At 73.3% G+C, this 26,093-nt stretch carries 25 protein-coding genes; 12 read left to right on the top strand and 13 right to left on the bottom strand.

What is annotated here, in order from left to right:
- The first annotated feature begins 124 nt into the window (after window positions 1-124).
- The 4 genes from OG764_RS14435 to hutH all read left to right on the top strand — a co-directional run bounded on the left by OG764_RS14435 (window position 125) and on the right by hutH (window position 5,037).
- Window positions 125-1,291, top strand: coding sequence for an adenylate/guanylate cyclase domain-containing protein (locus OG764_RS14435; protein ID WP_443055930.1), 1,167 nt, complete (start codon window positions 125-127; stop codon window positions 1,289-1,291).
- A gap of 91 nt (window positions 1,292-1,382) precedes the next feature.
- A complete protein-coding gene (locus OG764_RS14430; protein WP_328973003.1) occupies window positions 1,383-2,186 on the top strand; it encodes an enoyl-CoA hydratase/isomerase family protein in 804 nt (267 codons plus the stop codon).
- 121 nt (window positions 2,187-2,307) lie between these two features.
- The gene (locus tag OG764_RS14425) at window positions 2,308-3,414 is read left to right on the top strand and encodes a GGDEF domain-containing protein (RefSeq protein WP_328968836.1); all 1,107 of its coding nucleotides are present in this window, start codon (window positions 2,308-2,310) and stop codon (window positions 3,412-3,414) included.
- 81 nt (window positions 3,415-3,495) lie between these two features.
- A complete protein-coding gene (gene hutH, locus OG764_RS14420) occupies window positions 3,496-5,037 on the top strand; it encodes a histidine ammonia-lyase (RefSeq protein WP_328973002.1) in 1,542 nt (513 codons plus the stop codon).
- Window positions 5,038-5,155: 118 nt separating this feature from the next.
- On the opposite strand, the gene OG764_RS14415 is transcribed toward hutH, so the two are convergent.
- Entirely contained in the window at window positions 5,156-5,437 is a 282-nt protein-coding gene (locus tag OG764_RS14415; protein WP_328968835.1) for a hypothetical protein, read from the bottom strand.
- 108 nt (window positions 5,438-5,545) lie between these two features.
- Here OG764_RS14415 and OG764_RS14410 point away from each other — a divergent pair, with 108 nt between their 5' ends.
- From OG764_RS14410 to OG764_RS14400, 3 genes are all read left to right on the top strand, one after another.
- On the top strand, window positions 5,546-5,935 hold the full coding sequence (locus OG764_RS14410; RefSeq protein WP_328968834.1) for a hypothetical protein: 390 nt from the start codon (window positions 5,546-5,548) through the stop codon (window positions 5,933-5,935).
- Between the two features lie 135 nt (window positions 5,936-6,070).
- Window positions 6,071-7,336 (top strand): L,D-transpeptidase, encoded by a 1,266-nt coding sequence (locus tag OG764_RS14405; protein ID WP_328968833.1) that lies wholly within the window; start codon window positions 6,071-6,073, stop codon window positions 7,334-7,336.
- Window positions 7,337-7,514: 178 nt separating this feature from the next.
- The gene (locus tag OG764_RS14400) at window positions 7,515-8,492 is read left to right on the top strand and encodes a GNAT family N-acetyltransferase (RefSeq protein ID WP_328968832.1); all 978 of its coding nucleotides are present in this window, start codon (window positions 7,515-7,517) and stop codon (window positions 8,490-8,492) included.
- A 63-nt stretch (window positions 8,493-8,555) separates the two neighbouring features.
- Here the strand turns inward: OG764_RS14400 and OG764_RS14395 are convergent, their stop codons facing one another.
- Together OG764_RS14395 and OG764_RS14390 are read right to left on the bottom strand one after the other, a co-directional pair.
- Window positions 8,556-9,005, bottom strand: coding sequence for a GNAT family N-acetyltransferase (locus OG764_RS14395; RefSeq protein WP_328968831.1), 450 nt, complete (start codon window positions 9,003-9,005; stop codon window positions 8,556-8,558).
- The gene (locus OG764_RS14390; RefSeq protein ID WP_328968830.1) at window positions 9,002-9,856 is read right to left on the bottom strand and encodes a helix-turn-helix transcriptional regulator; all 855 of its coding nucleotides are present in this window, start codon (window positions 9,854-9,856) and stop codon (window positions 9,002-9,004) included. The genes OG764_RS14395 and OG764_RS14390 overlap by 4 nt, the downstream gene beginning before the upstream one ends.
- A gap of 127 nt (window positions 9,857-9,983) precedes the next feature.
- Between OG764_RS14390 and OG764_RS14385 the strand changes: the two genes are divergently transcribed.
- Window positions 9,984-11,030, top strand: a complete 1,047-nt coding sequence (locus OG764_RS14385) for an NAD(P)-dependent alcohol dehydrogenase (RefSeq protein WP_328968829.1) — start codon at window positions 9,984-9,986, stop codon at window positions 11,028-11,030.
- A 46-nt stretch (window positions 11,031-11,076) separates the two neighbouring features.
- On the opposite strand, the gene OG764_RS14380 is transcribed toward OG764_RS14385, so the two are convergent.
- The 7 genes from OG764_RS14380 to OG764_RS14350 form a co-directional block, all read right to left on the bottom strand.
- On the bottom strand, window positions 11,077-12,201 hold the full coding sequence (locus OG764_RS14380; protein WP_328968828.1) for a hypothetical protein: 1,125 nt from the start codon (window positions 12,199-12,201) through the stop codon (window positions 11,077-11,079).
- A 108-nt stretch (window positions 12,202-12,309) separates the two neighbouring features.
- Window positions 12,310-12,726 (bottom strand): hypothetical protein, encoded by a 417-nt coding sequence (locus tag OG764_RS14375; RefSeq protein WP_328968827.1) that lies wholly within the window; start codon window positions 12,724-12,726, stop codon window positions 12,310-12,312.
- 209 nt (window positions 12,727-12,935) lie between these two features.
- Window positions 12,936-13,598 carry a peptide-methionine (S)-S-oxide reductase MsrA gene (gene msrA / locus OG764_RS14370; RefSeq protein WP_328968826.1) on the bottom strand — a complete coding sequence of 221 codons (663 nt, stop codon included), beginning with the start codon at window positions 13,596-13,598 and terminating at the stop codon, window positions 12,936-12,938.
- Window positions 13,599-13,693: 95 nt separating this feature from the next.
- Entirely contained in the window at window positions 13,694-14,794 is a 1,101-nt protein-coding gene (locus OG764_RS14365) for a hypothetical protein (protein ID WP_328968825.1), read from the bottom strand.
- Window positions 14,794-16,479, bottom strand: coding sequence for a M48 family metalloprotease (locus OG764_RS14360; protein ID WP_328968824.1), 1,686 nt, complete (start codon window positions 16,477-16,479; stop codon window positions 14,794-14,796). Before OG764_RS14360 ends, OG764_RS14365 begins: the two co-directional genes overlap by 1 nt.
- On the bottom strand, window positions 16,479-17,696 hold the full coding sequence (locus tag OG764_RS14355) for a hypothetical protein (protein WP_328968823.1): 1,218 nt from the start codon (window positions 17,694-17,696) through the stop codon (window positions 16,479-16,481). The genes OG764_RS14360 and OG764_RS14355 overlap by 1 nt, the downstream gene beginning before the upstream one ends.
- 163 nt (window positions 17,697-17,859) lie before the next feature.
- Window positions 17,860-18,966, bottom strand: coding sequence for a hypothetical protein (locus tag OG764_RS14350; protein WP_328968822.1), 1,107 nt, complete (start codon window positions 18,964-18,966; stop codon window positions 17,860-17,862).
- A gap of 161 nt (window positions 18,967-19,127) precedes the next feature.
- On the opposite strand from OG764_RS14350, the gene OG764_RS14345 reads away from it, so the two are divergent.
- The 3 genes from OG764_RS14345 to greA all read left to right on the top strand — a co-directional run bounded on the left by OG764_RS14345 (window position 19,128) and on the right by greA (window position 21,661).
- Complete coding sequence (locus OG764_RS14345; RefSeq protein ID WP_328968821.1) at window positions 19,128-19,799, top strand: hypothetical protein; 672 nt, start codon at window positions 19,128-19,130, stop codon at window positions 19,797-19,799.
- Window positions 19,800-19,840: 41 nt separating this feature from the next.
- Window positions 19,841-20,989, top strand: coding sequence for a cystathionine gamma-synthase (locus tag OG764_RS14340; protein ID WP_328968820.1), 1,149 nt, complete (start codon window positions 19,841-19,843; stop codon window positions 20,987-20,989).
- 174 nt (window positions 20,990-21,163) lie between these two features.
- The gene (gene greA / locus OG764_RS14335) at window positions 21,164-21,661 is read left to right on the top strand and encodes a transcription elongation factor GreA (protein WP_328968819.1); all 498 of its coding nucleotides are present in this window, start codon (window positions 21,164-21,166) and stop codon (window positions 21,659-21,661) included.
- Between the two features lie 136 nt (window positions 21,662-21,797).
- Here the strand turns inward: greA and OG764_RS14330 are convergent, their stop codons facing one another.
- The 3 genes from OG764_RS14330 to ilvA all read right to left on the bottom strand — a co-directional run bounded on the left by OG764_RS14330 (window position 21,798) and on the right by ilvA (window position 25,153).
- The gene (locus OG764_RS14330) at window positions 21,798-22,679 is read right to left on the bottom strand and encodes an ABC transporter permease (RefSeq protein WP_328968818.1); all 882 of its coding nucleotides are present in this window, start codon (window positions 22,677-22,679) and stop codon (window positions 21,798-21,800) included.
- Window positions 22,676-23,704, bottom strand: a complete 1,029-nt coding sequence (locus OG764_RS14325; protein ID WP_328968817.1) for an ATP-binding cassette domain-containing protein — start codon at window positions 23,702-23,704, stop codon at window positions 22,676-22,678. The genes OG764_RS14330 and OG764_RS14325 overlap by 4 nt, the downstream gene beginning before the upstream one ends.
- A gap of 216 nt (window positions 23,705-23,920) precedes the next feature.
- Window positions 23,921-25,153 carry a threonine ammonia-lyase gene (gene ilvA / locus OG764_RS14320; protein ID WP_328968816.1) on the bottom strand — a complete coding sequence of 411 codons (1,233 nt, stop codon included), beginning with the start codon at window positions 25,151-25,153 and terminating at the stop codon, window positions 23,921-23,923.
- 412 nt (window positions 25,154-25,565) lie between these two features.
- On the opposite strand from ilvA, the gene OG764_RS14315 reads away from it, so the two are divergent.
- A complete protein-coding gene (locus OG764_RS14315) occupies window positions 25,566-26,087 on the top strand; it encodes a MarR family winged helix-turn-helix transcriptional regulator (protein ID WP_328968815.1) in 522 nt (173 codons plus the stop codon).
- Window positions 26,088-26,093 lie beyond the last annotated feature (6 nt).

Here is a 26,093-nt window from a genome sequence, read left to right as displayed (position 1 = left end):
GGCCGGTGGGGAGTGAGCTACGGCACACCTGCCGTATGGTTTAGGCGATCGCCGCTCCAACGGTGATCACTGTGATCACCTGGATCGACAGGGCAGTGCGCGCGCAATGGACAGGAGGCGGCCCTTGACCGTCGACGACTCTGGTTCCAGCGCGCCCGGAACCACCGGCGCCACCGGCTCCGGCCCGGCCACGCCGATCGGGCGTGACCAGCACACTCCCCTCCACGAGGTCGACCACACGGCCGAACCCACCGCCGACCCGCTCGCCATCCGGCTGGAGCAGCTGATCCTCGGCGCCGAGCGCCGGTACACCCCCTTCCAGGCCGCTCGCAGCGCCGGCGTCTCCATGGAGCTGGCCTCGCGCTTCTGGCGGGCCATGGGCTTCGCGGACATCGGGCAGGCGAAGGCCCTGACCGAGGCGGACGTACTGGCGCTGCGCCGGCTGGCCGGCCTGGTGGAGGCGGGGCTGCTCAGCGAGCCGATGGCGGTGCAGGTGGCCCGGTCCACCGGACAGACCACGGCCCGGCTCGCGGAATGGCAGATCGACTCGTTCCTGGAGGGTCTGACCGAGCCCCCGGAGCCGGGCATGACCCGCACCGAGGTCACGTATCCGCTGGTCGAGCTGCTCCTGCCGGAACTGGAGGAGTTCCTCGTCTACGTGTGGCGGCGGCAGCTGGCCGCGGCCACCGGCCGGGTCGTGCAGGCCGCGGACGACGAGGAGATGGTGGACCGGCGGCTCGCGGTCGGCTTCGCGGACCTGGTCGGCTTCACCCGGCTCACCCGGCGGCTGGAGGAGGAGGAGCTCGGCGAACTCGTCGAGACCTTCGAGACCACGGCCGCCGACCTGGTCGCGGCGCACGGCGGCCGCCTGATCAAGACCCTGGGCGACGAGGTGCTGTACGCGGCGGACGACGCGGGCACCGCCGCGGAGATCGCCCTGCGGCTCATCGAGACGATGGAGAGCGACGAGTCGATGCCCGAGCTGCGCGTCGGCATCGCCTTCGGCACGGTCACCACGCGGATGGGCGACGTCTTCGGCACCACGGTGAACCTCGCCAGCCGGCTCACGTCGATAGCGCCGAAGAACGCCGTCCTTGTCGACGGGGCGCTGGCCGAGGAGCTGGGCCGCACCGGGGACGCGCCGGTCTCCGAGAAGTCGGCCTCCGAGGAGGAGGCGGGCGCCTCGGCGTACCGGTTCGCGCTCCAGCCCATGTGGCAGCGGCCGGTGCGCGGGCTCGGTGTCGTGGAGCCCTGGCTGCTGACGCGGAGGGCCCCTAAGATCCCCGGGTAACGCTCGTTAACCGGGAGGGTCCGTCATGTCGTCCGAGTCGCCCCAGCTGTCCGAGCAGTCCGACCGGCCGGGGCAGCCCGAACCGTCCGCGCTGCCCGAAGAGCGCTTCGGCGAGTTCGTCGTCGTCCGCCGGCACGGCGACGAGGGCCACGTCGCCGAGCTGGTCCTCGACCGCCCGAAGGCCATGAACGCGGTCTCCACCGCGATGGCGCGTTCCATCGGGGAGGCCTGCGCGGCGCTCTCCGCCGATTCCCTGACCCGGGTCGTGGTCGTCACCTCGACCCACGAGCGGGCCTTCTGCGTGGGCGCGGACCTCAAGGAGCGCAACTCCTTCAGCGACGCCGACCTGGTCCGCCAGCGCCCCACCGCGCGCGCCGCGTACACCGGGGTGCTGGAGCTCCCGATGCCCTCGATCGCGGCCGTCGGCGGCTTCGCGCTGGGCGGCGGCTTCGAGCTCGCGCTCTCCTGCGACCTGATCGTGGCCGACGAGAACGCCCTGGTGGGTCTGCCCGAGGTGTCCGTGGGCGTGATCCCGGGCGGCGGCGGTACGCAGCTGCTGCCGCGCCGGGTCGGTGCCGCGCGGGCCGCCGAGCTGATCTTCTCGGCGCGCCGGGTGGCGGCGGCCGAGGCGCTGTCGCTGGGGCTGGTGGACTCGCTGGTGGCGGCGGGCGGGGCGCGCGGGGCGGCGCTGGAGCTGGCGGGGTCGATCGCGGGCAATTCGCCGGTGGGCCTGCGGGCCGCCAAGAAGGCGCTGCGGCTCGGGCACGGGCTGGACCTGCGGGCGGGCCTGGAGGTCGAGGACGCGGCCTGGCGCTCGGTGGCCTTCTCGGGGGACCGGGCGGAGGGCGTCGCGGCCTTCAACGAGAAGCGCAAGCCGAACTGGCCGGGGGAGTGATCCCCGCTCCGCGCTCCTCTGCCTCCCGCTCCTGCGCGCTTTGGTGACCCGGGGTGACGTTTCTGCGACTGAATGTCGCAGAAACGTCACCAAATCGGACAAGGTTGCGTAACCTTGGGTGATGGGAGTTGACGGGCGGCTGCGGGCCGTGGTGGGTCTGGCGCAGGCCATGGCGGCGGCGCACACCCCGCGGGACAGCGTGCGGGCGGCCGCGCGCGGCGCGCGGCTGGCGATGGGCGGCTCCTTCGCCGCCATCTCGGCCTGGGAGCGCGAGCGCGGCCGGCTGAGGGTGCTGGTGAACGAGGGCGAGCGCCGGGCGGCCGAGGAGGAGTTCCCCGCCGACGAGTCGTACCCGGTGCACGACTTCCCCGAGATCACCGAGTTCCTGCACGAGCGCTGGGTGGGCGGCGGCGGGCCGCACGCCTGGGTCGAGACCGCCGCCGGCCGCGGCCACCGCTCGGGCGGGCTGCTGCGGCGTGGCCGGAGCAGCTGCGTGGTCGCCCCGGTGGTCCTGCACGGCCGGGCCTGGGGCGAGCTGTACGTGGCCCGCGAGGCGGGCGCGCCGGCGTTCGACGAGGACGACGCGGAGTTCGCCACCGTACTGGCCGCCGTGGTGGCGGCGGGGCTCGCGCAGAACGAACGGCTGGAGGAGGCCCGCCGGCTGGCCTTCACGGACCCGCTCACCGGCCTCGCCAACCGCCGGGCGGTGGACGTGTCCCTCGACGAGGCGCTGGAGCGGCACCGCGCGGAGGGGGCCGTGGTCAGCCTCGTCGTCTGCGACCTCAACGGGCTCAAGCGGGTCAACGACACCCTCGGGCACGCCACGGGCGACCGGCTGCTGGAACGATTCGGCTCGGTGCTGAGCCTGTGCGGCGCCAAACTGCCCGGCGCGCTGGCCGCCCGCCTCGGCGGCGACGAGTTCTGCCTGGTCTCGGTCGGCCCGGGCGCCGACGCCGTGGTGGCGGTCGCCGAGGAGCTGTGCGCCCGCGCCGCCGGTCTGGAGCTGGGCGAGGGGGTCGCCTGCGGGGTGGCCTCCACCGGCGATCCGATCGGACAGGTGCGCTCCTCGCGGCGGCTCTTCCGGCTGGCGGACGCGGCCCAGTACCAGGCCAAGGCCGCCCGCTCGGCGAAGCCGGTGGTCGCGGGGCGCGACCGCGCGGTGGTCCGGCTCGCCGACTCCGCACCCCCCGGAACGGCCGAACGGCGCCGGTTCCGCGGCCGCGAATGAGCCCCGGGCGGGCGTAAGGGTCAGTCACAGAACTCGCTAGTGACATGTTGGGATTCAGTCCGTAGGGTGCTGAATATGGATATGCACACTGTCGTGGTGGGGACGTCCGGGACCACTGCCGAGGACGTCATCGCCGTCGCGCGCGGCAACGCTCGGATCGAGCTGTCCGCCGAGGCCCTGGACGCGCTCGCCCGCGCCCGCGAGATCGTGGACGCCCTGGCCGCCAAGCCCGAACCCGTCTACGGGGTGTCGACCGGCTTCGGCGCTCTCGCCAGCCGCCACATCAGCCCCGAACTGCGCGCCCAGCTGCAGCGGAACATCGTCCGCAGCCACGCCGCCGGCATGGGCCCGCGCGTCGAGCGCGAGGTCGTGCGCGCGCTGATGTTCCTGCGCCTCAAGACGGTCGCCTCCGGCCACACCGGCGTGCGCCCCGAGGTCGCCCAGACCATGGCCGACGTACTCAACGCCGGAATCACCCCGGTCGTCCACGAGTACGGCTCCCTGGGCTGCTCCGGCGACCTGGCGCCGCTCTCGCACTGCGCGCTCACGCTCATGGGCGAAGGCGACGCCGAGGGTCCCGACGGCACCGTGCGCCCCGCCGGCGAGCTGCTCGCCGAGCACGGCATCGCCCCCGTCGAGCTCAGGGAGAAGGAGGGCCTCGCCCTCCTCAACGGCACCGACGGCATGCTCGGCATGCTCGTCATGGCCATCGCCGACCTGAAGAAGCTCTACACCTCCGCCGACATCACCGCGGCCCTCACCCTGGAGGCCCTGCTCGGCACCGCCAAGGTGCTCGCGCCGGAGCTGCACGCGATCCGCCCGCACCCCGGCCAGGGCGCCTCCGCCGCCAACATGGCCGCCGTCCTGGAGGGTTCCGGGCTCACCGGCCACTTCCAGGAGGAGTCCGCGCCCCGCGTGCAGGACGCGTACTCGGTGCGCTGCGCCCCGCAGGTCGCGGGCGCCGGCCGGGACACGATCGCGCACGCGGCCCTGGTCGCCTCCCGAGAGCTGGCCGCCGCCGTCGACAACCCGGTGGTGCTGCCCGACGGCCGCGTCGAGTCCAACGGCAACTTCCACGGCGCGCCCGTCGCGTACGTGCTGGACTTCCTCGCCATCGCCGCCGCCGACCTCGGCTCGATCGCCGAGCGCCGCACCGACCGGCTCCTCGACAAGAACCGCTCGCACGGCCTGCCGGCCTTCCTCGCCGACGACGCCGGCGTGGACTCGGGCCTGATGATCGCCCAGTACACGCAGGCCGCGCTGGTCAGCGAGATGAAGCGGCTCGCCGTGCCGGCCTCGGCCGACTCGATCCCGTCCTCCGCGATGCAGGAGGACCACGTGTCGATGGGCTGGTCCGCCGCCCGCAAGCTGCGCACCGCGGTCGACAACCTGACCCGCATCATCGCCATCGAGATGTACGCGGCCACCCGCGCGATCGAGCTGCGGACCGGTCTCACACCGGCCCCGGCCAGCCGGGCGGCGATCGAGGCGGCCCGCGCCGCCGGTGTCGAGGGCCCCGGCCCCGACCGCTTCCTGGCGCCCGACCTGGCCGCCGCGGACGCCTTCGTGCGCTCCGGCGGGCTGCTCGCGGCCGTCGAGCCGGTCACCGGACCGCTGGCCTAAGTCGCCGAAGCGGAAGCTGATCGGAATCAGGACAGCAGTGGCGTGAAAACGTGAACGGAAGGGGGCCGCCGCCGGGAGAACCCGGGGGCGGCCCCCTTCCGCAGGTCCGGTCACAGCATTAGCGACCCCGCGAGCGGCGGACCGAGAACGTGACGAATCCGGCCCCGATCCCCAGGCACAGCGTGCCGCCCAGGAGGTACGGCGTGGTGTCCGGGCTGCCGCTGTCGGCCAGCGCGAGCGCCGTTGCGGAACCGGCGGCAGGCGTGACGGGCGCGGCGGAGACGGCCTCGTGGGCCGTACCGGAATGCGAGGTCTCGGCATTGGCCGAGGGGACGAACCACAGAGCGGCGAGGAGAGTCCCCGCACCGATGGCGGTGAGCAGCGGGCGACGTGCGGACACGGTTCGATCCCCCTTGTGGCAGCAGCGAATTGGCCGTGTGCGCCGATGCTAATGAATAGGGGCGGGTCGTGGGAAAGCCAGGGGGTCCCGAGCCTTAGTCTCCGTCGTATGAGCACTTCAGAGTCATCACGGTACGTACGGCTTCGGGTGGATTTGGTGCTGGAGGTGATCGAGCCGGAGGCGCTGACCGGGGCCGCGATCGAGCACATCACGGCGGACGAGTTCATGCCGGACGAAGAACGCGGGCACGCCGAGTCGGCGGTACGGGAAGACGAAGCGGAAGCCCTCGCCTACCTCATCGACCCCTTCGACCTGGTCTCCGAGGTGCCCGGGGTGGAGCTCGCGCAGGCCTCCTGGAGCACCGAGCCGGTGGAATACGACCCCGAGTCCATGGAGTGGGACCTGGACGAGGAAGATGGAGCCTTCGCAGACAGCGAAGGCGACGCGGACGGCAGCACGGACGGCGGCGCGGGACCGGGACCCGATACGGGCCGGTAGCCCGCAGAAGGCCGTGGGATGGACCACATCCGAATCGGAGGTGGAACCGGTCCCGCACGTGGGAGCGTTGTCACAACGAGGCAGGGAGGTCCCTCGGGACCGCCCTGCCCGGGGATTCTCGGGGTTTCGGCAACGATGGAGATGCGTGTGAGGACGGACAGCAAGCGGCGGCGCAGGGCCCTGGCGGCGGCTTCCGCACTGCTCGGCGGCGTACTGGTGCTGACCGCGTGCAGCGGGGACGACAGCGCGGGCGGCGGGGAGCCGACGAAGAAGTCGCAGGCCGACGCCGACGCGGCGGCCGCCGCGGCCGCCTCCAAGGCCCGAATAGAGATCGCGCCCAAGGACGGTGCGACCAACGTCGGGATCAACAGCTCCACCACCGTCACCGTCGCCGACGGCACGCTGACCCTGGTCGAGATGAAGACCGCCGAGGGCGCGGCGGTCGCCGGCAAGATCTCCGCCGACGGCAAGAGCTGGAAGCCCGACGCCAAGCTCAAGCGCGCCACGAAGTACACGCTGGCCGCCACCGCGAAGGACGCCGACGGCCGCGAGGCCCACGAGAACACCTCCTTCACCACCGTCTCGCAGGACAACAGCTTCGTCGGCTCCTTCACTCCCGAGGACGGCTCGAAGGTCGGCGTCGGCATGCCGGTCTCGATCACCTTCGACAAGCCGATCAAGGACCGCAAGGCCGTCCAGTCCGCGATCACCGTGAACTCCAGCAGCGGCCAGGAGGTCGTCGGGCACTGGTTCAGCTCCCAGCGCCTGGACTTCCGCCCCGAGGAGTACTGGAAGGCCAACTCCACCGTCACGCTGAAGATGGCCCTGGACGGCGTCGAGGGCGCCCCCGGCATCTACGGCGTGCAGGAGCGCACCGCCACCTTCAACATCGGCCGCAGCCAGGTCTCCGTCGTCGACGCGAAGACCAAGCAGATGACGGTCAAGCGGGACGGACAGGTCGTCAAGACCATCCCGATCTCCGCGGGCTCCCCGGAGAACCCGACGTACAACGGTCAGATGGTGATCTCCGAGAAGTTCAAGGAGACCCGGATGAACGGCGCCACCGTCGGCTTCAAGGGCGAGGACGGCAAGGGCGAGTACGACATCAAGGACGTCCCGCACGCCATGCGGCTGTCGACCTCCGGCACCTTCATCCACGGCAACTACTGGGGCGCCGACTCCGTCTTCGGCAGCGCCAACACCAGCCACGGCTGCGTCGGCCTGAACGACACCCAGGGCGCCAACGACCCCAACACGCCCGCCGCCTGGTTCTACGACAGCTCGCTCATCGGCGACGTCGTGACCGTCGTGAACTCCCCCGACAAGGAGATCAAGCCGGACAACGGCCTCAACGGCTGGAACCTCGGCTGGGCCGACTGGAAGGCCGGCTCGGCGGTCTGATCCCGCCCGCACGGGACCACGGCAGACGCGGACGGCGGGGAACCCCGGAAGGGGTTCCCCGCCGTCCGCGTTTCCCGCCGCCGGGCGCGCGCCGCGGCCGGTGCGTCGGCGCGCCGCCGCGATCGGCCCGGCGGGAACTCGCGGGCGACGGGCCGTACGGCGTGCGTAGGGTCGCGGTATGAAGAACCCGAAGATCATCACGCTCGGAGCGCCGCCCACCGACGCCGAGGTGGACGCCTGGTACGGGCTCCTCGCCGCCGGCCACGCCCACGACCTCCCCGGGATCCCCGGCCCCAGCCGCACCGAGACCGCCGGACGCCTCCAGGTCGCCCCGGCCCGCGGCCGCGCCGTCTGCCTCGCGGTGCCCGGCGCCGACGGGTCCTTCGACGCGGTGGCCGCCCTCCTCCTGTACAGCGACCCCGGCAACGCCCACGCCGCTTTCCTCGACCTGCTCGCCGTACGCCCGCAGGCGCGCCGCCAGGGCACCGGAACCGCCCTGTGGGAGCGGGTCCGCGCGGAGCTCGCCGCCGACGGGCGCACCTCGGTCAGCACCGTCGTCGACCTCGGCGGTCCCGGCGAAGCGTTCGCCCGCGCGCTCGGCTTCGACAACGCCCTGCCGATGGCCTGGTACGTGCAGCAGGTCGACGAGGCCAAGGAGGAGCCGGCGCTCCCCGACGGCTACCGCCTGGTCTTCTGGCGCGGCATCGTGCCCGACGAGTACGCCACCGCCGCCGCGGTCGCCCACGCGGCCATGGAGGACGCGCCCAGCGGAGACCTCGACGAGCAGACCCCGCAGTGGGACGCCGAGAAGCTGCGCAGCGCCGAACGGCTGGTCCTGGACCGCGGCGGCCGGATCCTCACGGTGGCCGCGGTCGACGCGGCGGGCGACGTGGCCGCGTACACCGAGCTGGTGCTGACCGACCCGGAGACCGTACGGGCCGTCCAGTACGACACCGTGGTCGTCCCCGCCCACCGGGGCCGCGGGCTCGGCCGCGCCGTGAAGCTGGCCATGCTCGCCGAGCTGCGCGAACTGCACCCGGGGGTCCGGGAGATCGCGACGACCGTCGCCGACGACAACCTCCCCATGCGCACCGTCAACGAGCAGCTCGGCTACCGGCGCGAGCGGGCCTGCGGCTACTTCCAGCTGGGCCTGTGACGGGCGGACGGGAGCGGGGGCGCGCGCCCCGCCCCCGCCCCGTTCCCGGGTGGTGCCGTGCCGCTACGGCTGCCAGACGTAGCGGACGTCCGGCTCCTGCTCCTCGTTCGTCGCGCCGTCCGTGCGCTGGGCCGCCGTGAAGCCGTGCCGCTCGTAGAAGCGGTGCGCGGCCTCGTTGACCTGGAAGGTCCACAGCTCCAGGCCCGAGGGGGAGTGCTCCTTCGCGAGGGCCACGAACCGGTCTCCGAGCCCCTGTCCGCGCCGCTCCGGCGCCAGGTACAGCTGCTCGATCACCCCGTCCTCCAGCACCATCATCCCGGCCGCCGCGCCGTCCTCGTCGCGGGCGATCCACGTCCGTCCCGCCGGCACGATCACGTACGTGAACCAGCCGCGCACCTCGTCGTCGGTGTGCGCCCGCCGCACGGACGGCAACGCCGCGTCGTACGACCGCAGCCACACCTCCGCCACGTCGGCGGCGTCCTGCTCCAGGGCGGTGCTGAGGGTGAAGCTCATAGGCTGGCGGCCTCCGTGTCGACGCCCCACGACGCGAGCAGCCGCAGGGCGTCCGCCGAGGGCGAGCCCGGTTCGGCGTGGTAGACGACCAGAGACTGCTCCGCGTTGTCGGGCAGGGTGAGTGTCTCGAAGGACAAGGAGATCTCACCTACCAGGGGGTGACGCAACCGCTTTACGCCGTGCCCCTTGTCCGCGACCGTGTGCGCCGCCCACAGCGTCCTGAACTCCTCGTTCTTCACGGAGAGTTCGCCGACCAGCCGGGAGAGCTGCGGGTCGTCGGGGTGACAGCCCGCGTACAGCCGCAGATTGCTCACGACCTCGCACGCCCGGCACTCCCAGTCCGCGAACAGGTCGATGGTGCCCGGATCGAGGAACACCAGCCGGGCGAGGTTGCGCTGCTCGACGGGCATCGCGGCGAAATCACCGAAGACGGCCCGCGCCAGCCGGTTCCACCCGACGACGTCGAGCCGCCGCCCCACGATGTACGCCGGGACGCCCTCCATGGCGTCCAGCAGCGTCAGCAGCTCCGGCCGCACCTGTTCGGGCCGGCCGCTCGTCCGCTTGCGGCGGGCCGTGGGCTTGGCGAGGTGGGTCAGGTGGGCCCGCTCGGTGTCGTCCAGGCGCAGCGCCCGCGCGATCGCGTCCAGCACCTCCATGGACACGTTCTGGCCGTTGCCCTGTTCGAGGCGGGTGTAGTACGCCACCGACACCCCGGCGAGCAGGGCCAGCTCCTCGCGGCGCAGGCCCGGCACCCGCCGGTGCCGGCCGTGGTCGGGCAGGCCCACGTCGGCGGGGCGCAGCCGCCCGCGGCGGGAACGCAGGAACTCACCCAGTTCGGCTCGCTGATCCATGCCTCCAGTATCGCGGTGCGGCCGGGCGGACGAGGGGGCCATCCTGACCCTGCCAGGGGTAGGACCGGTGGTCGTAGGCAGAACAGGGGGCTGGGTGCCGGCCCGCGGCTGGTGCATCGTTTCGGCCATGTCCGTCACCTCAGTAGCCGCATACGCAGCCCCCGCCCCGAAGGCACCGCTGGAGCGCACCACCGTGCCCCGCCGCGCCCTGGGCGCCCACGACATCCTGATCGAGATCAAGTACGCCGGCATCTGCCACTCCGACATCCACCAGGTCCGCGACGGCTGGGGCGAGGGCATCTACCCCATGGTCCCCGGCCACGAGATCGCCGGCGTGGTCACCGAGGTCGGCCCGGCCGTGACCCGCTTCGCGGTCGGCGACCGGGCGGGCGTGGGCTGCTTCGTCGACTCCTGCCGGGAGTGCGCGTACTGCCTCGACGGCCAGGAGCAGTTCTGCACCCAGGGGATGACCGGCACGTACAACGCCCGCGGCAAGGACGGCGAGCCGACGTACGGCGGCTACTCCACGCACCTCGTGGTCGACGAGCACTACAGCGTCCGCATCCCCGACGCCCTCGGGCTGGACGTGGCCGCGCCGCTGCTGTGCGCCGGCATCACCCTGTACTCCCCGCTGCGGCACTGGCAGGCGGGCCCCGGCAAGAAGGTCGCCATCGTGGGCCTGGGCGGCCTCGGCCACATGGGCGTGAAGATCGCGGCGGCCCTCGGAGCCGAGGTCACCGTGCTGTCCCAGTCGCTGCGCAAGCAGGAGGACGGGCTGCGGCTGGGTGCCTCCCACTACTACGCCACCAGTGACGAGGCCACCTTCAGCGAGCTGGCGGGCACCTTCGACCTGGTCGTCTCGACGGTCTCGGCGCCCCTGGACCTGGACGCGTACCTGGGCCTGTTGAAGGTCGACGGCGCACTGGTGAACGTGGGCGCCCCCGAGGAGCCGGTGTCCCTGAACCTGTTCTCCGTCATCGGCGGCCGCAAGACGCTGGCCGGCTCGATGATCGGCGGCATCGCGGAGACCCAGGAGATGCTGGACTTCTGCGCGGAGCACGGGCTCGGCTCGGAGATCGAGGTGATCCGCGCCGACCAGATCAACGAGGCGTACGAGCGGGTGGTGTCGAGCGACGTCCGCTACCGCTTCGTCATCGACACCTCGACGATCTGACCGCTCGCGGCGTCGCCGGCCGGGCTGCGGGCTCAGGGCCGGGGGGTCAGGGCCGAGGGGTGCCGTCGAGGTGGTGGGCCACGTCGGCGGCGCCGCGCAGCGCGATGTCGCGCATGTCGCAGAAGTGCTCGGCCTTGTCCCCGGCCATGTACCGCCACGGCAGCGCGCCGATGTGGCCGTCGACCAGCCGGAAGTTCTCGGCGGCCTCCGTCACCCGGCCCTGCAGGAGGCAGAAGTACGCGAGCAGGTGGCGCAGTTCGGCGAGCCGCGGGTGGGCCGGGTCGGCGGCGGCGACGTCCCGCAGCGCGTCGTCGACCCGGCGGCGCATCGCCTCGGAGTCCACGTCCTCGGGCTCGCCGGCGCCGTGGCCGTCGACGTCCTCGTCCTCGTGCTCGTAAAAGGCGATCAGCGGGAACGCGGTGAGCAGGCTGCCCGCCGGGGCCGAGGCGGCCGCCCGCTCCGCGAACGACACGGCCAGCGTGCGCGAGCCGCGCCACTTCGCGCACCAGTACTGGAGCGCGGAGAAGTGCGCCTCGTAGTGGTGCGGGGCGCGGGCCGTGACCTCCGCCCAGATGCGGTCCATCTCGGCGCGCGGCGCGCCCAGGCCCAGCGCGACCCAGATGGCCGCGATGTGCGGGGTGGGGTCGGCGGGGTTCAGCTTCGCGGCCCGCTCGATGTCCGTCCGCGACTGCTCCAGCACCCGGTGGAAGCCGGCGAACTGCTCGCGGGAGGTGTGCCGGGCCCGCTTGCCGCCGCGGACCCGCCACGCCAGCACCACCGTGCTGCGGGCCCGCACCACGGCGGCGTCGGGGCAGTCCCGCCGGGTCTGCTCCCAGGACGTCAGCCAGCCGTCGTCCTCCGCGGCCCGCTCGGCCAGCAGGTAGGCGAACCAGGAGCGGCGCTCCCAGTCCTGCCCGATGGCGGCCAGCAGCGCGGCGGCGGGCTCCCAGCGCCCCTCGCGCACCGCCTCCAGCGCGGCCCGCTCGGCGGCGGGCAGCGGCGCCGCCGGCCCGGTGTCCTGGGCCCCGGCGGGCACCGACCCGGCCAGCGCCGCATCGTGGCGGTCCCCGCCCCGGGAGACCCGTACGAACTCCTTGACGAAGACCCCGCCGAGCCAGAAGAGGAAGGCGAGGGTGGGTATCGCCAGGACGGTGAGCACGATCATGAGCATGCGGAGATCGTAGAACGGCCGAAACCCGCCGTTCACCGCCCGCTCAGCGGACGCCCGCGACGGTGGCCGGGGCGGCCGCGGCGACCGGGCGGCGAAGGCGCGCCGCCTTCAGCGGACGACGAGGCCCGGGACGAACGCGGCGAGGCCGGACAGCAGGCTGCCGACACCGGCCAGCGTGACCACGGCGGCCTTGCCGTCGGAGAACAGCCCCGCGCAGAACGCGCGCAGCTGGCGGCGCAGGACGAGCATCTTCAGCTTCTGCCAGCGGTGCTGGCGGATGTGACAGCCCAGCAGCAGCCCGGACGCGTTGTTCCGGCAGCCGTCCGCCCGCCCGCGCACCGGAGCGCCGCACGACACGGGGGCCTGGAACAGGCACCACCCCAGGGTGCCCGCCGACAGCGCGATCACGACGGCCGGTCCGGCCGTGCGGTTGACCCATGCCGCGATCAGCAGCAGCCCGGCCAGCACGCCCCACCACTGGCCCAGGCCGCCGAGCGCCTTGACCTTCACCCCCGAAGTCGCCATGGGGAGGATTGTGGCCGCCGGCCGGGCCCGCCGCCATGCCGCCGTGATCACGAACTGGCCTGATCACAGCGGTCGGAAGGCGCGGGGGGCCGCCGGCGCGTCGCGTGGGACCTTCGGGATGCCCCGGGGGGTCACGTCATCACGGCGTCACGGCGTCACGGCGTCGGACAGTCGCCGGGCGGGCGGCTGCGGCCGGACCTCGGCGAGTACTACGGGGCCTCGGCGAGGCCGACGGGGCAGCTGACGCCGGTGCCGCCGATGCCGCAGTAGCCGCCGGGGTTCTTGTCGAGGTACTGCTGGTGGTGGGGTTCGGCGGGCCAGAAGGGGCGGTCGGCGGCCGGGAGGACGGACGTGGTGACGGTGCCGTGGCCGGAGGCCGTCAGGGCGCGCTGGTAGGCGTCGCGGGAGGCCTCGGCGGTCTGCTGCTGGGCGTCGGAGTGGGTGTAGACCGCCGAGCGGTACTGGGTGCCGACGTCGTTGCCCTGGCGGAAGCCCTGGGTCGGGTCGTGTGCCTCCCAGAAGACCTTCAGGAGGGTCGCGTACGGGACCACCGACGGGTCGAAGACCACCCGGACGACCTCCGTGTGGCCGGTCAGGCCCGAACAGACCTCTTCGTACGAGGGGTTCCGGGTGTAGCCGCCCTGGTAGCCGGCCAGCGTGGTCCACACGCCGGGGGTCTGCCAGAACTTGCGCTCCGCGCCCCAGAAGCAGCCGAGCCCGAAGTCCGCGACCTCCAGGTGCGCGGGGTACGGGCCGGACAGCGGGTTGCCGAGGACGGTGTGCACGGCCGGGACCGTGAACTCGGGCTCCGGGCGGCCCTTCAGGGCCTGCTCGGGGGTGGGCAGCTCGGGGGTGCGGCGGCCGTACAGCATGCGGGGCTCCTCGGGGCTCCTGGGCACAGGGGGCGGCACGTCGTACAACGTACGGCGCCGCCCCCCGATTCCCGCGGGCCGGCCGGGTCACGGCACTAGCCCGCCTGTTCCACCTGTTCCGCGGTGTAGTCGCGGACGCCGGTGTAGCGGTCCACCGGGTCGCCCGAGTACGTCCACGGGGCCTGGCCGATCCAGCCGTCGACGTGGCGGAACTGGGTGAGCGCCTCCGGGTAGCGGTCCTGCCAGTACAGGAGCCACGCCAGCAGGTGCCGGACCCGGACCACCCGCCGGTCGTCCGCGTCGCAGGCCGCGATGTCGGCGAGGGCCAGGTCGACGGCGGCGACGATCTCCGGCTTCTTGTAGAAGACGTCCGGGTCCAGGCCGCCCTCCTGCTGTTCCTGCTCGAAGTACGCGTACAGCGGGACGAAGGACAGCAGTTCGCCGGGCGCGCCCTCGCCGGCGGCCTCCTTCGCGAAGGTCAGGGCCAGCTCGTGCGAGCCGTGCCACTTGCGGCACCAGTACTGCAGGGCGCTCGTGTACGAGGTCAGCACCCGCGCGTCGCGGCGGGTGATCTCCGTCCACAGGGCGCGGTAGCGCTCGTGGCCGTAGCCCAGGCCCATCGCGACGGCCTGCTCGGCCATGTACGGGACCGGGTCGGCGGCGGGCGCCAGCCGCTGGGCGTCGTGGCAGGCGTCCGCCGCCTCGGCCAGCAGCTTGTGGAAGATCCGGAACTGCTCCTGCGTCGTCGCGGAGGCCCGCTTCGAGCCGCGCACGTCCCAGGCCACGTTGACGGAGGCGTCCGCGTGCACGAGCGCGGCGGCCGGGTCCTCGGGGGACGCCTGGCGCCAGGCCAGCAGCCACCCGTCCTCCTTCGCGGCCTCCTCCGCCAGCAGCCGCACCCGGCCCCAGCGCTCCTCCCAGTCGGTCCCGGCCGCCTCCAGCCAGGTCGCGGCCGCGCGCCAGTCGCCGTCGCGGACGGCCGCCCGTACGGCTTCCCCGGCCGGATCGGGGCGGCTGCCGTTCTCGGTGTCGAGGCGGTCGGGTGGCAGGAAGCCCAGGCGGGCGGCGGCGGCCGCCCGGGCCGCCTTGTGGTCCGGTCCGGCGCCGGCGGCCGACGTCCGCTGCTCGTTCCGCCGGCGCAGGTAGCGGTAGAGGGCGAGGGCGGCCGTCACGCCCGCCACGATGGTGAAGAGCATCAGCTTTCCTTCGTCAGGGCGGAAGAAGCGGCGGAAGAAGCGGCGGAAGAAGCGGGGGAAGGAGCAGGGGAAGGCACAGGCGTGCGGGGGGCAGCACGGGCCAGCAGGTCGCGCAGCGGGCCGGTGTCCGGGCGGTCGCCGACGGCCGCGTCCAGCGCCGGCCCGAGCCGGTCGTCGAAGCCGTCGGGCAGCCGCAGCTCGGCCTCGTCGGACCAGGACAGCAGCCAGCGGGCCGCGCCGCGGTCCGCCAGTTCCAGCACGACCAGCTGCCGCAGACCGCGGTGCAGGGCGGGGCGGACGAACTCGCGGGCCGCCCGGCCGCTCGCCGCCCGTGCCTCCTCGGACTTCGGCAGCTGCTCGGCGATCCGCCACAGCGCGCCCGCGTCGATCGCGTCGAGCATCGCGGCGGCCGTGCCCTCGCCGCCGCACTCGGCCGCCACGGCGGTGCGCAGCGTCTCGCCGGCGCGTGCCGTGTACGTGCGCATGCTCTCGTGCACCAGGTCCGGCCAGTCCACCCGGCGCAGCCCGAGGGCCTGCGGGGTGAGCACGTACTTCTCGATCTCGGCGAGCCGGGCCCCGGCGTCCGCGAGCAGCCCCAGCGCGGGACCGGCGGTCTCCGCGCCGCGGCCGTCGTAGGGCAGGGCCTCGATCCGCGCGACCCGCTCCGCGATCGGCGGGTGCGTGTCGTACGGGCCGGCGGTCTCGGTCGGCAGCGAGGTGCTCGCCTCGGCGAGGGCGTCCGGGCGCGCCTCGATCATGTGGCGCAGCCCGCCGAACACCTCGCCGGGGCGGGGCAGCAGGCCCGCGTCCACGCCGAGGGTGGCGTACGCGTCCATGTAGAAGTCGTGCGCGGCGTCCAGGGCGGGGGTGGCGCGCAGGGCGCCGGCGGTCGCGTCGCGGCCCGTGATCCGGGCGGCGGCGAGGTCGGCCGCGAACTCCTGGCGGCGGGCGTCGGAGCGGGTCGCGCGGACGTACAGCTTCGCGTACCCGGTGTAGATCTTCGCCATGGTCCGGTACGTGATTCCGGAGCCGGTGGTGTCGACGGCCTTGGCCTTCTTGCCGCGGGCGGTGCGCTTGTCGGCGCGCTTCTCCTGCCGGGCCCGCTCCTTGGCGACCGTGCTGTCGGCCTTCTCCTCGAAGTGGCCGATGGTGCGCAGGAGCCGGGCCTGGCCGCGGCCGACGAGGGCGCCGAGGCGGGTGTCGGCGTGCACGAAGTGGCCGAGCTCGTGGGCGATCACCGAGCGCAGCCGGTTCTCGTCGAGGCCGGCCATCAGGGACAGGCCGAGGTACATGCGGCGCGGACCGGGCAACAGGCCGCCCAGCCGGGCGTCCTCGGTGACGGCCGCGTTGACGCCGGCGACGAGCACGATCTCGTCGGGGGCGCGGGTGCCGACCTGTTCGGCGAGCTCGCGCACGGTCTGCCACAGGCGCGGCTCCTGTGCCTCGGTGACGCTCGGGCCGGGCGCGCCGTCGGGGTCCTTCGGCGTGCGCAGCATGAACATGCCGCGCACGATCGGGACCGCGAGCAGCACCGAGACGATGACGACCTTGACGTAGACGGGGCCCGAGGTCCACGTGACGGCGGCCCAGTCGACGGCGCCGAGGAGCGCGAGCATGAGGAGGCCGAGCAGGTGGAAGCCGGAGAGCAGGGCGAGGGCGCGCAGGGCGCGGAGCGTGGGGTTCATCAGTGGGCACCGGGCTTTCCGGCGGCTCCGGTCGCGGTTCCGGTTCCGCTTCCGCCCGGGCCCGCGGCGCCGACTCCGGCGGGCGCGGCGGGCCGGGCGGTGGCGCCGGGGCCCTTGGTGACCATCCAGGCCGCGTAGCCGCGGGCCTTGTGGAACTCCTCGACCGGGTTCTTGTCCTTGTGCCGCCACGGGTAGGCGCCGCACCACGGCCCGATCAGCCGGAACTGGTCGAGCGCGGCCTCGTACAGGCCGGCCTTGCCGAGGAAGTGGGCGAGCAGGTGGCGCAGCCGCGGCAGGTCCTCGTGCTCCTGCGGAGCCTCGTCGAGGGCGCGGGCGACCTGCGTGAGCAACTCCTTGCCCGCGTCCTTCGACACGACGGACAGGGCGCTGCCGTTGCGGGTTTCGAGCTCGTGCAGGGCGTGCAGGTACAGGCCCGCGAGCAGGCTGCCGGAGGGCGCGTACCGGACGGCCGAGGCGGCGAAGTCGAGCATGGTGTCGTCCGAGCCGTACCACTTGGCGCACCAGTACTGCATGGCCTGCCAGTGGGCGGCCGCGTGGTGCGGGGCGCGGGCGCACAGCTCCTGCCAGATCTGCTGGAACTCCCCGGCGGAGTACTGGATCCCGCGGGCGGCCGTCGTCATCACGATCCACGGGCCGGGGTGCGCGGGGTCGAGGGCGGCGGCGTCCTGCGCGACCTTCACCGCCGCCGGCAGCAGGGTGTGGAACTGCGCCATGTCCGCGTCCGGCACCTTGTGTGCGTAGGCGCTGCCCCGTACCGCCCAGGCCCGGTGGACCAGCAGGCTCGCGTGCAGGGTCGCGGCGTCGCAGCTGTCGGGCCGTTCGGCGCGCCACCGGGTCAGCCACGCGTCGTCCTCGGCGGCGATGTGCTGGAGGACTTCGAGTCGGTCCCAGCGGGCGTCCCAGTCGGTGCCGGGGGCCTCGGCGTACGCGGCGGCGGCCCGCCAGTCGCCCGACCAGGCGGCGTCGGCGACGGCCTGGCGCTCCTTGACCAGGTAGCCGGGGGCCGGCGGGCCGGAGCGCGACGGGTCGAGGGCGTCGAGCGGGGGGAGTCCGTGGGCGGCGGGGTCGAATTCTTCGCGGATCCAGGTGAACCGGCGGCCGTGGCGGACGCCTTGCGCGATCACGTAGGCCAGGAGCGCGGCGGGGATGAGGAGCAGGTACAGGAGCACGGCCGGATCCTCCCCGGCCGTGATCACTCAGCGCAACATTTTTAGCTAACGATCTGACCGGTGACCTGCACCGTCATCCCCGGGCCCGTGCCCCTTCACCCCCGGGCCGCCGACGCGCCGTCTGCCATCCGCCGTTCCCGCCGTTCCCGTCCACGCGCCGTCCGCCGTTCCCGCGCCCGGCGGCGCCGCGTCAGTGCGGGAGCGTGGCCGGGGAGCCGCCGTTCGCCTCGTAGCCCGCGACGGCCAGCGCCCGGTAGACCGCGTACTCCGCGGCCGGGTCCGCGCTGTGCGACCAGGGCAGCGCGCCCACGCACCCGTCGACGTGCCGCAGCTGCTCCATCGCCTCGGCCCAGCGCTCCGCCCGGACCAGGAAGAACAGCAGCAGGTGCCGGACGTGCGCGAGCATCGGGTCGTCCGGGCGGGCGGAGTTCACCGCGTACAGCGCCCCGTCCATCGCCCGGCTGACCACGGCGCTCTGGTAGAAGCTCTGCGAGAGCGTGATCTCGGGCAGGTGCTCGAAGACGGCGAAGAGCGGGAGCGCGGCCAGCAGCGAGCCGTGCGGGGCGCGGGCCGCGGCGGCGTGGCTGAACGCGTCCGCCTGCCGGCGGGAGCCGTGCCACTTCTCGCACCAGTAGTGAAGGGCGGCCAGGTGCGCGCCCATGTGCTGCGGGGCCCGGTCCAGGACCTTGGCCCACAGCTCGTCGAACTCCGGTTCGCCGTAGCCGAGTCCGCGCGCGACGGCGAGCTCCGTGAGGTACGGGACCGGGTCCCCGGGAGCGGGCAGCGCCGCCTCGCCGCAGGCCGTACGGGCCTCCTCCAGGATGATCCGGTGGTCGTCGGAACCGACGCCGCCCGACGCCCGCCACGCCTGCTGGACCAGGAACTCGGCGTGCACCTGCGCGCCGCCCGCGTCCTTCGGGGACTCCAGGCGCCAGGCGCGCAGCCAGGCAGCCCCGGTGCCGGGCTGCCGGGACAGCTCCAGCGCCGCCGCGCCCGCGAAGGCCTGCACCCGCTGCCAGCGGACCTCGCCCTCCTTGGGGGTGCCGGCCAGCAGCTGCGAGGCCGCCCGCCAGTCCTGTCCGCGCTGCACCACGCCGAGCACGTCCATCAGGTCCTGGTCCGGTCCCGGCACCCGGATGTCCAGCAGTTCCTGCCGTACGAAGCCGTAGTCCGCGGGGTCGGCGGCGTCCGGCGCCCCGGGGGCGACCAGGCGCAGGCCGCCGCGCCGGCGGCGCGCGTACGGTACGACGACGGCCGCCAGCATGGCCATCGCGAGCAGGAACCAGAGAATCGACATACCTCCAGCGTTCCACATCGCCGGCCGGTGCCCCCTTTCAGGCCTTAACGGGGGAATTCCCGCGCACGGCGCCGTGCAGCATCGTTTCCGCGCGCTGCCACGGCCCTAGCCTCGACCCCGCCGTCAGAGGACCCCAAACCCGTAAAAAGGGAGCATTTGCCATGCGTATGCGAAACGCTGTGACCGCCGCCGTCGGAGCCCTGGTGATCGCGGCCGCGCTGTCCGGCCCGGCATCCGCCGCGGAAGGCACCTTCACCTACCTCTACCCGGGCGGCGCGGACGACGTCGCGGTGGCCATCGAGAACCCGGCGGACGAGCGCTGTTACAACTTCGAGAAGCTTCCGGAGGGGCAGCTGCCCGTCATGGTCGCCAACGACACCACCATGATCGCCCTCGTGTACGCGGGAGAGAACTGCACGGGCGAGGCCGTCGAGCTCGCCCCCGGCGACTCCCAGGACGACGACGCGCTCGTCGCCAAGTCGGTGGTCTTCGTGATGGAGGCGCCCGTGTCCGAGCCCGCCGGGCCCGCGAAGCCCGCCCAGCCGGCCCAGCCCGCCGAGCCCGTGGACGAGGCACAGCCGGGCCAGGAGGCGGAAAACGGCCTCGAAGCCGAGGACGGCCAGGAGGCGGAGGAGGGCCAGGAGGCCGAGGACGGCCAGGGCGCCCACGACAGCCAGGACAGCCAGGAAGCCCAGGGGTCGCAGGACGCGCAGGAAGGCCGGGAGGACGAGGCCGAGGCCGAGGTGCTCCCGGCCGACGGTGACCGCGCCGCCGTCCCTGCCGCCGCCGACGTCGACGGCTTCGTGCAGGACTTCGTCCGCGCCTGGGGCTGATCCGAAGCGCTCCGCTGCTCGTGGCCGCATAGGCTCTGCCCATGAGCCACGAGCAGCAGAGTTTCGAGACCCGCGCCATTCACGCGGGCAATACGGCGGACCCGCTCACCGGCGCGGTCGTGCCCCCGATCTACCAGGTCTCCACGTACAAGCAGGACGGTGTCGGGGGGCTCCGCGGCGGCTACGAGTACAGCCGCAGCGCCAACCCGACCCGTACCGCGCTGGAGGAGAACCTGGCGGCGCTGGAGGGCGGCCGGCGCGGCCTCGCCTTCGCATCGGGCCTCGCCGCGGAGGACTGCCTCCTGCGCACGCTCCTCGCCCCCGGCGACCACGTGGTCATTCCGAACGACGCCTACGGCGGCACCTTCCGGCTGTTCGCCAAGGTGGTCTCGCGCTGGGGCGTCGAGTGGTCGGTCGCCGACACCTCGGACCCGGCCTCCGTGCGGGCGGCGCTCACCGACCGCACCAAGGCCATCTGGGTGGAGACCCCCTCCAACCCGCTCCTGGGCATCACGGACATCGCGGCGGTCGCGGACATCGCCCGCACCGCCGGCGTGAAGCTGGTCGTCGACAACACCTTCGCCTCGCCCTACCTCCAGCAGCCCCTCGCGCTGGGCGCGGACGTGGTGGTGCACTCGCTGACCAAGTACATGGGCGGCCACTCGGACGTGGTCGGCGGCGCGCTGGTGACGGCGGACGCGGCCCTCGGCGAGGAGCTCGCCTACCACCAGAACGCGATGGGCGCCGTGGCCGGTCCCTTCGACTCCTGGATCGTGCTGCGCGGCATCAAGACGCTCGCCGTGCGCATGGACCGCCACAGCGAGAACGCGACGCGGGTGGCCGACATGCTGACCCGCCACCCGAAGGTGTCCCGGGTCCTCTACCCGGGCCTGCCCGAGCACCCGGGCCACGAGGTCGCCGCGAAGCAGATGCGTTCCTTCGGCGGCATGATCTCCTTCCAGGTCGCCGGCGGCGAGGAGGCGGCGGTCGAGGTCTGCAACCGCGCGCAGCTCTTCACCCTGGGCGAGTCCCTGGGCGGCGTCGAGTCCCTGATCGAGCACCCGGGCCGGATGACCCACGCCTCGGTGGTGGGCTCCCCGCTGGAGGTCCCCGCGGACCTGGTCCGCCTGTCGGTGGGCATCGAGAACGTGGACGACCTCATCGCCGACCTGACCCAGGCGCTGGGCTGATCGTTCGGGCTGATTTTCCGCTCACCCGACCATCCGGACGGGACAGGGAGCACGCAGGGCCGTGACGCACTTCTTACGGCTTGCGTGCTCCCCCTTTTCTTCCCGAATTGTTAGGCTCGTGGTTTCGCCCACCCCAGGTGGGTCTGTATTCCCATGTACCGACGAGGAGCACCTGTGACCCAGACCAGCGAGAGCGTCACCTGGCTGACCCAGGACGCCTACGACCAGCTCAAGGCCGAGCTGGAGTACCTGTCTGGACCCGCGCGCACCGAGATCGCGGCCAAGATCGCCGCGGCTCGCGAAGAGGGCGATCTGCGGGAGAACGGCGGGTACCACGCGGCCAAGGAGGAGCAGGGCAAGCAGGAGCTCCGGGTCCGCCAGCTCACCCAGCTCCTGGAGGTCGCGCGGGTCGGCGAGGCGCCGGCCTCCGACGGCACGGTGGCCCCCGGCACCGTCGTCACCATCGCCTTCGACGGCGACCCGGACGACACGGTGACCTTCCTGCTCGCCTCGCGCGAGTACGCGTCCTCGGACATCGAGACGTACTCCCCGCAGTCCCCGCTGGGACGCGGCGTGGCCGGCAAGAAGATCGGCGACGACGCCGAGTACGAGCTGCCGAACGGCAAGAAGGCCGCCGTCAAGATCCTCGACGTCAAGCCGTACTCCGGCTGATCACCCGGCGGCTCCGGCCGACCGGCCGATCGCCCGGCGACGACACGCCCGTGCCCCCGACCGCTTCGCGCGGTCGGGGGCACGTGGATTTTGCGGGCCCGACGGTGCCCGACGGGGTCTGATGGGCCCGACGGGGTCAGGCGGTGGCCGAGCGGTACTTGCGGACCGACAGGGTCCGGAAGACCACGACGATGATCACCGACCAGAGCACGGACGCGATCACCGGGTGCTGCATCGGCCAGGCCGCCGGCGCCTCGTAGCCGGGCGGCAGATTGCCGAACAGCTCGCGCGCCGCCTGCACGGTCGCGCTGAAGGGGTTCCACTCCGCGATGTGCCGCAGGAAGGTCGGCATGTTGTCGGAGGGGACGAACGCGTTCGAGATGAACGTCAGCGGGAACAGCCAGATCAGACCGCCCGAGGTGGCCGCCTCCGGGGTCCGTACGGACAGCCCGATCAGCGCGCCGATCCAGGAGAACGCGTACCCGAGCAGGAGCAGCAGCGCGAAGCCCGCCAGGACCTCGCCAACGCTCGTGTGGGTGCGCCAACCGACCAGCAGCGCGACGATCGCGAGGACCACCAGGGTCAGCGTGGTCTGCACGAGGTCCGCGAGGGTACGGCCGGTGAGGACCGCGCCGCGGGCCATCGGCAGCGAGCGGAACCGGTCGATCAGGCCCTTGTGCATGTCGTCGGCGATGCCCGCGCCCGCCCCGGCGGTCGCGAAGGTGACCGTCTGGGCGAAGATGCCGGCCATCAGGAACTCGCGGTACGCGGCCGGCGAGGTGTTGCCGTCGACGCTGATCGAGCCGCCGAAGACGTAGCTGAACAGGACGACGAACATCACCGGCTGGATCACGCCGAAGATGATCATCTCGGGGATCCGGGACATCCGGATCAGGTTCCGCTTGGCGATGACCAGGGAGTCGCTGACGGACTGGACGACGCTGCCGCGCGGGCGCGGGGCGACGTGCCCGGTCCCGGCGCCGCCGCCGGTGCCGAGGGTGGAGGTGTCGGCGGTCACGTGGCGTCCTCCGTCCGTGCCTTGCGGCCCTTGTGTCCCTTGTCCGCCTTGTCGGCGGGCGCGCTCTCGCCGTTCTCCTCCTCCGCCACGGCCACGTGGCCGGTCAGGGAGATGAAGACGTCGTCGAGGGTCGGGCGGCGCAGGCCGATGTCGTCGATCTCGATGCCGCGCGAGTCCAGCTCGCGGATCACCTCGGCGAGCAGCTTGGCGCCGCCGGTGACCGGGACGGTGAGCTTGCGGGTGTGGTCCTCGACCGCGGTCTCGCCCTTGCCGAAGGCCGAGAGGACCTCGCGGGCGGTGGCGATGTGCTCGCGCTCGTGCACGACGACCTCGACGCGCTCGCCGCCCGTCTGGGCCTTGAGCTGGTCGGAGGTGCCGCGGGCGATGACGCGGCCGTGGTCGACCACGCAGATGTCGTGCGCCAGGTGGTCGGCCTCCTCCAGGTACTGGGTGGTGAGCAGCAGGGTGGTGCCGCCCGCGACCAGCTCCTGGATCACGTCCCACAGGCCCTGCCGGTTGCGGGGGTCGAGGCCGGTGGTCGGCTCGTCCATGAACATCACGGGCGGCCGTACGACCAGTGCGGCCGCGAGGTCGAGGCGGCGGCGCATGCCGCCGGAGTAGGTCTTGGCGGTGCGGTCGGCCGCGTCCGCCAGGTTGAAGCGCTCCAGCAGCTCGTCCGCGCGGGCCTTCGCGGCCTTGGCGTTCATCTGGTAGAGCCGGCCGACCATCTGGAGGTTCTCGCGGCCGGTCAGGTATTCGTCGACGGCGGCGAACTGGCCGGACAGGCCGATGCTGCGCCGCACTTCGTTGGGGTGCTTGAGCACGTCGATGCCGGCGACGACGGCCCGGCCGCTGTCGGGCTGGAGGAGGGTGGTCAGGACGCGCACGGTCGTGGTCTTGCCCGCGCCGTTGGGGCCTAGCAGGCCCAGCACGGTGCCCTCGGGAACATCGAGGTCCACACCGTCCAGGGCCCGTACATCACCGAAGGTCTTCACCAGACCTTCGGCGTAGATCGCGCCTGGCATAGGGGTTCTCCCTGTACATCAATCGGGTAAATCGAGTGAATCGGGTGTTTCCTACGCAAATCGTATGAGTGGAGCCGGCCTCCCGCCCGGCCGGACGGGTGAACCGGGCTGCACGGTATCGCCTCATGTCGTGCCGGACCACGGCTTTTCGGAGAGGCGGGTCGGAGGGGGCGGCGGCGCCGGCGGGCGGCGGCGGGCGGCGCCGGGGGGCCGCGATCAGCTCATGACCCGGTAGCCGGCCGCGTGCAGGGAGCGGGCGACCTCCGCGCAGTGCTCGGGCCCCTTCGTCTCCAGGTGCAGCTCCACCTCGACCTCGGTGAGTCCGAGCCGCGGGTCGGTCCGCACGTGGCTGACGTCCAGGACGTTCGCGTCCACCGTCGACAGCACCCCGAGCAGCCCGGCCAGCGCCCCCGGCCGGTCCGCCACGCGCAGCCGCAGCGACAGGTAGCGGCCCGCGGAGGCCATGCCGTGCCGCAGGATCCGCTGGAGCAGCAGCGGGTCCACGTTCCCGCCCGACAGCACGGCCACCACCGGGCCGTCCCCGTACCGCTCCGGCTCGCTGAGCAGCGCCGCGACCGTGCTGCACCCGGCCGGCTCGACCAGCAGCTTGGCCCGCTCCAGGCAGAGCAGCAGCGCCGTGGACAGCGCCTCCTCGGACACGGTCCGTACGTCGTCCAGCAGTTCGCCGATGATCCGGAACGGGACGTCGCCGGGGCGGCCCACCTTGATGCCGTCGGCCATCGTGTTCGGCGCGTCGACCGAGACCGGGTGGCCCACGGCCAGCGAGGGCGGGTACGCGGCCGCGCCCGCCGCCTGCACGCCGATGATCCGCACGTCCGGGCGCAGCGCCTTCACCGCGACCGCGATCCCGGCGGCCAGCCCGCCGCCGCCGATCCCGACCAGGATCGTGCGGACCTCCGGGCACTGCTCCAGGATCTCCAGGCCGACCGTGCCCTGCCCGGCGATGATGTCGTGGTGGTCGAAGGGGTGGATGAAGACCGCCCCGGTGCGTTCCGCGTACTCCTCGGCGGCGGCCAGCGACTCGTCGACCACCTGCCCGTGCAGGACCACCTCGGCGCCGTAGTCGCGGGTCGCCGCGACCTTCGGCAGAGGTGCGCCGACCGGCATGAACACGGTGGACCGCACGCCGAGCAGCGAGGACGCGAGGGCGACGCCCTGCGCGTGGTTGCCGGCGCTGGCCGCGACCACGCCGGCGGCGCGCTGCACCGGTGACAGGCCGGCGATCCGCACGTACGCGCCGCGCAGCTTGAAGGAGCCCGTCCGCTGGAGGTTCTCGCACTTCAGGTGCACCGGGGCCGCCACCAGTGAGGACAGGTACCGGCTGCCCTCCATCGCGGTGACCCGCGCGACGCCGGACAGCATCTTCTGGGCGCCGCGGACGTCGTCGATGATGACCGGCGCGATGGGGATCGGCAGTCCGTAACTCATACCGCCAGTCTCCCAGCCCCCCGCCCCCACGGCGCGGCCCGATCCCCTGCCCCTGCCCGGGCGGCGACATCCAGCCTCGCCGGCGTTTGAGGCGCGGGTCCGGGCGGAGCCCGGTGCCCGGCGGAGCCGGGTTGCTCTTGGGGCTCCGCCCCAAACCCCGCGCCTCAATCGCCGGCGGGGCTGGGGGTGGCGGCCCAGGGCGTCGGCGGGGCTGGGGGTGGCGGCCCAGGACGCCGGCGAGGCTGGAGGTTGCGCCGCAGGGCGTAGGCGTGAACTCCGGCGTGGTGGGGAGGGGTCGGGCCGCTGTGGGGATTGCGTCGCGGGATTGCGCACGCACGGTACGGGCCGCACCCGGGCGGCGTACTCTGTCCCCCATCCCTGTCGCCCCCTTGCATGAAGAGAGCCCCTGGCCATGCCCTCCTCCCCGGCCCATCCTGACGTGCCGGCCGACTCCGCCGCCGGCCTCCTCGACGCCCTCCAGCACCAGGTGGCGGTCTTCGCACGCCGTGCCGAGCAGACCCGGCTGGGCGGGGTCGGACAGGCCCGCAACTCGATGGACCGCGCCGCGTACCTGCTGCTCAACCGGCTGGACCTGGAAGGCCCGATGGGCGTCAAGGCGCTGGCCGCGGGCATGGGCATCGACTCGTCGACCGTGACCCGGCAGGTCGCACCGCTCGTCGACACCGGTCTGGTGAAGCGCACCTCGCACCCCGAGGACGGCCGCGCGGTGGTCCTCGCGCTGTCGCCGCGCGGCCTGGCCCGCCTGGAGGACGTACGCTCCTCGCGCCGCGAGCTGATGGCCCAGGTGACCGAGGGCTGGAGCGAGGACGAGCGGGAATCCTTCACCACGCTCCTGACCCGCTTCAACATCTCCCTCTCGGAGCGGATGGCGGCCGCGGGCGCCGACGCGACGGAGCCCGCGCAGACCTCTTGACCACGA

Origin of the sequence: Streptomyces sp. NBC_00239 (assembly GCF_036194065.1) — a bacterium.
Classification (GTDB): Bacteria; Actinomycetota; Actinomycetes; order Streptomycetales; family Streptomycetaceae; genus Streptomyces.
Note: the sequence above shows the minus strand (reverse complement) of the source record. Positions and strands in the feature narration are given on the sequence as shown.

What these genes read in the sequence shown, in the direction of transcription:
- OG764_RS14360 (WP_328968824.1), bottom strand. Translation starts at nt 16,479, where the DNA reads ATGAACCCCACGCTCCGCGCCCTGCGCGCCCTCGCCCTGCTCTCCGGC.
- hutH (WP_328973002.1), top strand. Translation starts at nt 3,496, where the DNA reads ATGCACACTGTCGTGGTGGGGACGTCCGGGACCACTGCCGAGGACGTC.
- OG764_RS14395 (WP_328968831.1), bottom strand. Translation starts at nt 9,005, where the DNA reads ATGAGCTTCACCCTCAGCACCGCCCTGGAGCAGGACGCCGCCGACGTG.
- OG764_RS14380 (WP_328968828.1), bottom strand. Translation starts at nt 12,201, where the DNA reads ATGCTCATGATCGTGCTCACCGTCCTGGCGATACCCACCCTCGCCTTC.
- OG764_RS14340 (WP_328968820.1), top strand. Translation starts at nt 19,841, where the DNA reads ATGAGCCACGAGCAGCAGAGTTTCGAGACCCGCGCCATTCACGCGGGC.
- OG764_RS14325 (WP_328968817.1), bottom strand. Translation starts at nt 23,704, where the DNA reads ATGCCAGGCGCGATCTACGCCGAAGGTCTGGTGAAGACCTTCGGTGAT.
- OG764_RS14385 (WP_328968829.1), top strand. Translation starts at nt 9,984, where the DNA reads ATGTCCGTCACCTCAGTAGCCGCATACGCAGCCCCCGCCCCGAAGGCA.
- OG764_RS14390 (WP_328968830.1), bottom strand. Translation starts at nt 9,856, where the DNA reads ATGGATCAGCGAGCCGAACTGGGTGAGTTCCTGCGTTCCCGCCGCGGG.
- OG764_RS14410 (WP_328968834.1), top strand. Translation starts at nt 5,546, where the DNA reads ATGAGCACTTCAGAGTCATCACGGTACGTACGGCTTCGGGTGGATTTG.
- OG764_RS14375 (WP_328968827.1), bottom strand. Translation starts at nt 12,726, where the DNA reads ATGGCGACTTCGGGGGTGAAGGTCAAGGCGCTCGGCGGCCTGGGCCAG.
- OG764_RS14425 (WP_328968836.1), top strand. Translation starts at nt 2,308, where the DNA reads ATGGGAGTTGACGGGCGGCTGCGGGCCGTGGTGGGTCTGGCGCAGGCC.
- OG764_RS14400 (WP_328968832.1), top strand. Translation starts at nt 7,515, where the DNA reads ATGAAGAACCCGAAGATCATCACGCTCGGAGCGCCGCCCACCGACGCC.
- OG764_RS14405 (WP_328968833.1), top strand. Translation starts at nt 6,071, where the DNA reads ATGGAGATGCGTGTGAGGACGGACAGCAAGCGGCGGCGCAGGGCCCTG.
- OG764_RS14345 (WP_328968821.1), top strand. Translation starts at nt 19,128, where the DNA reads ATGCGTATGCGAAACGCTGTGACCGCCGCCGTCGGAGCCCTGGTGATC.
- OG764_RS14365 (WP_328968825.1), bottom strand. Translation starts at nt 14,794, where the DNA reads ATGCTCTTCACCATCGTGGCGGGCGTGACGGCCGCCCTCGCCCTCTAC.
- OG764_RS14350 (WP_328968822.1), bottom strand. Translation starts at nt 18,966, where the DNA reads ATGTCGATTCTCTGGTTCCTGCTCGCGATGGCCATGCTGGCGGCCGTC.
- ilvA (WP_328968816.1), bottom strand. Translation starts at nt 25,153, where the DNA reads ATGAGTTACGGACTGCCGATCCCCATCGCGCCGGTCATCATCGACGAC.
- OG764_RS14315 (WP_328968815.1), top strand. Translation starts at nt 25,566, where the DNA reads ATGCCCTCCTCCCCGGCCCATCCTGACGTGCCGGCCGACTCCGCCGCC.
- msrA (WP_328968826.1), bottom strand. Translation starts at nt 13,598, where the DNA reads ATGCTGTACGGCCGCCGCACCCCCGAGCTGCCCACCCCCGAGCAGGCC.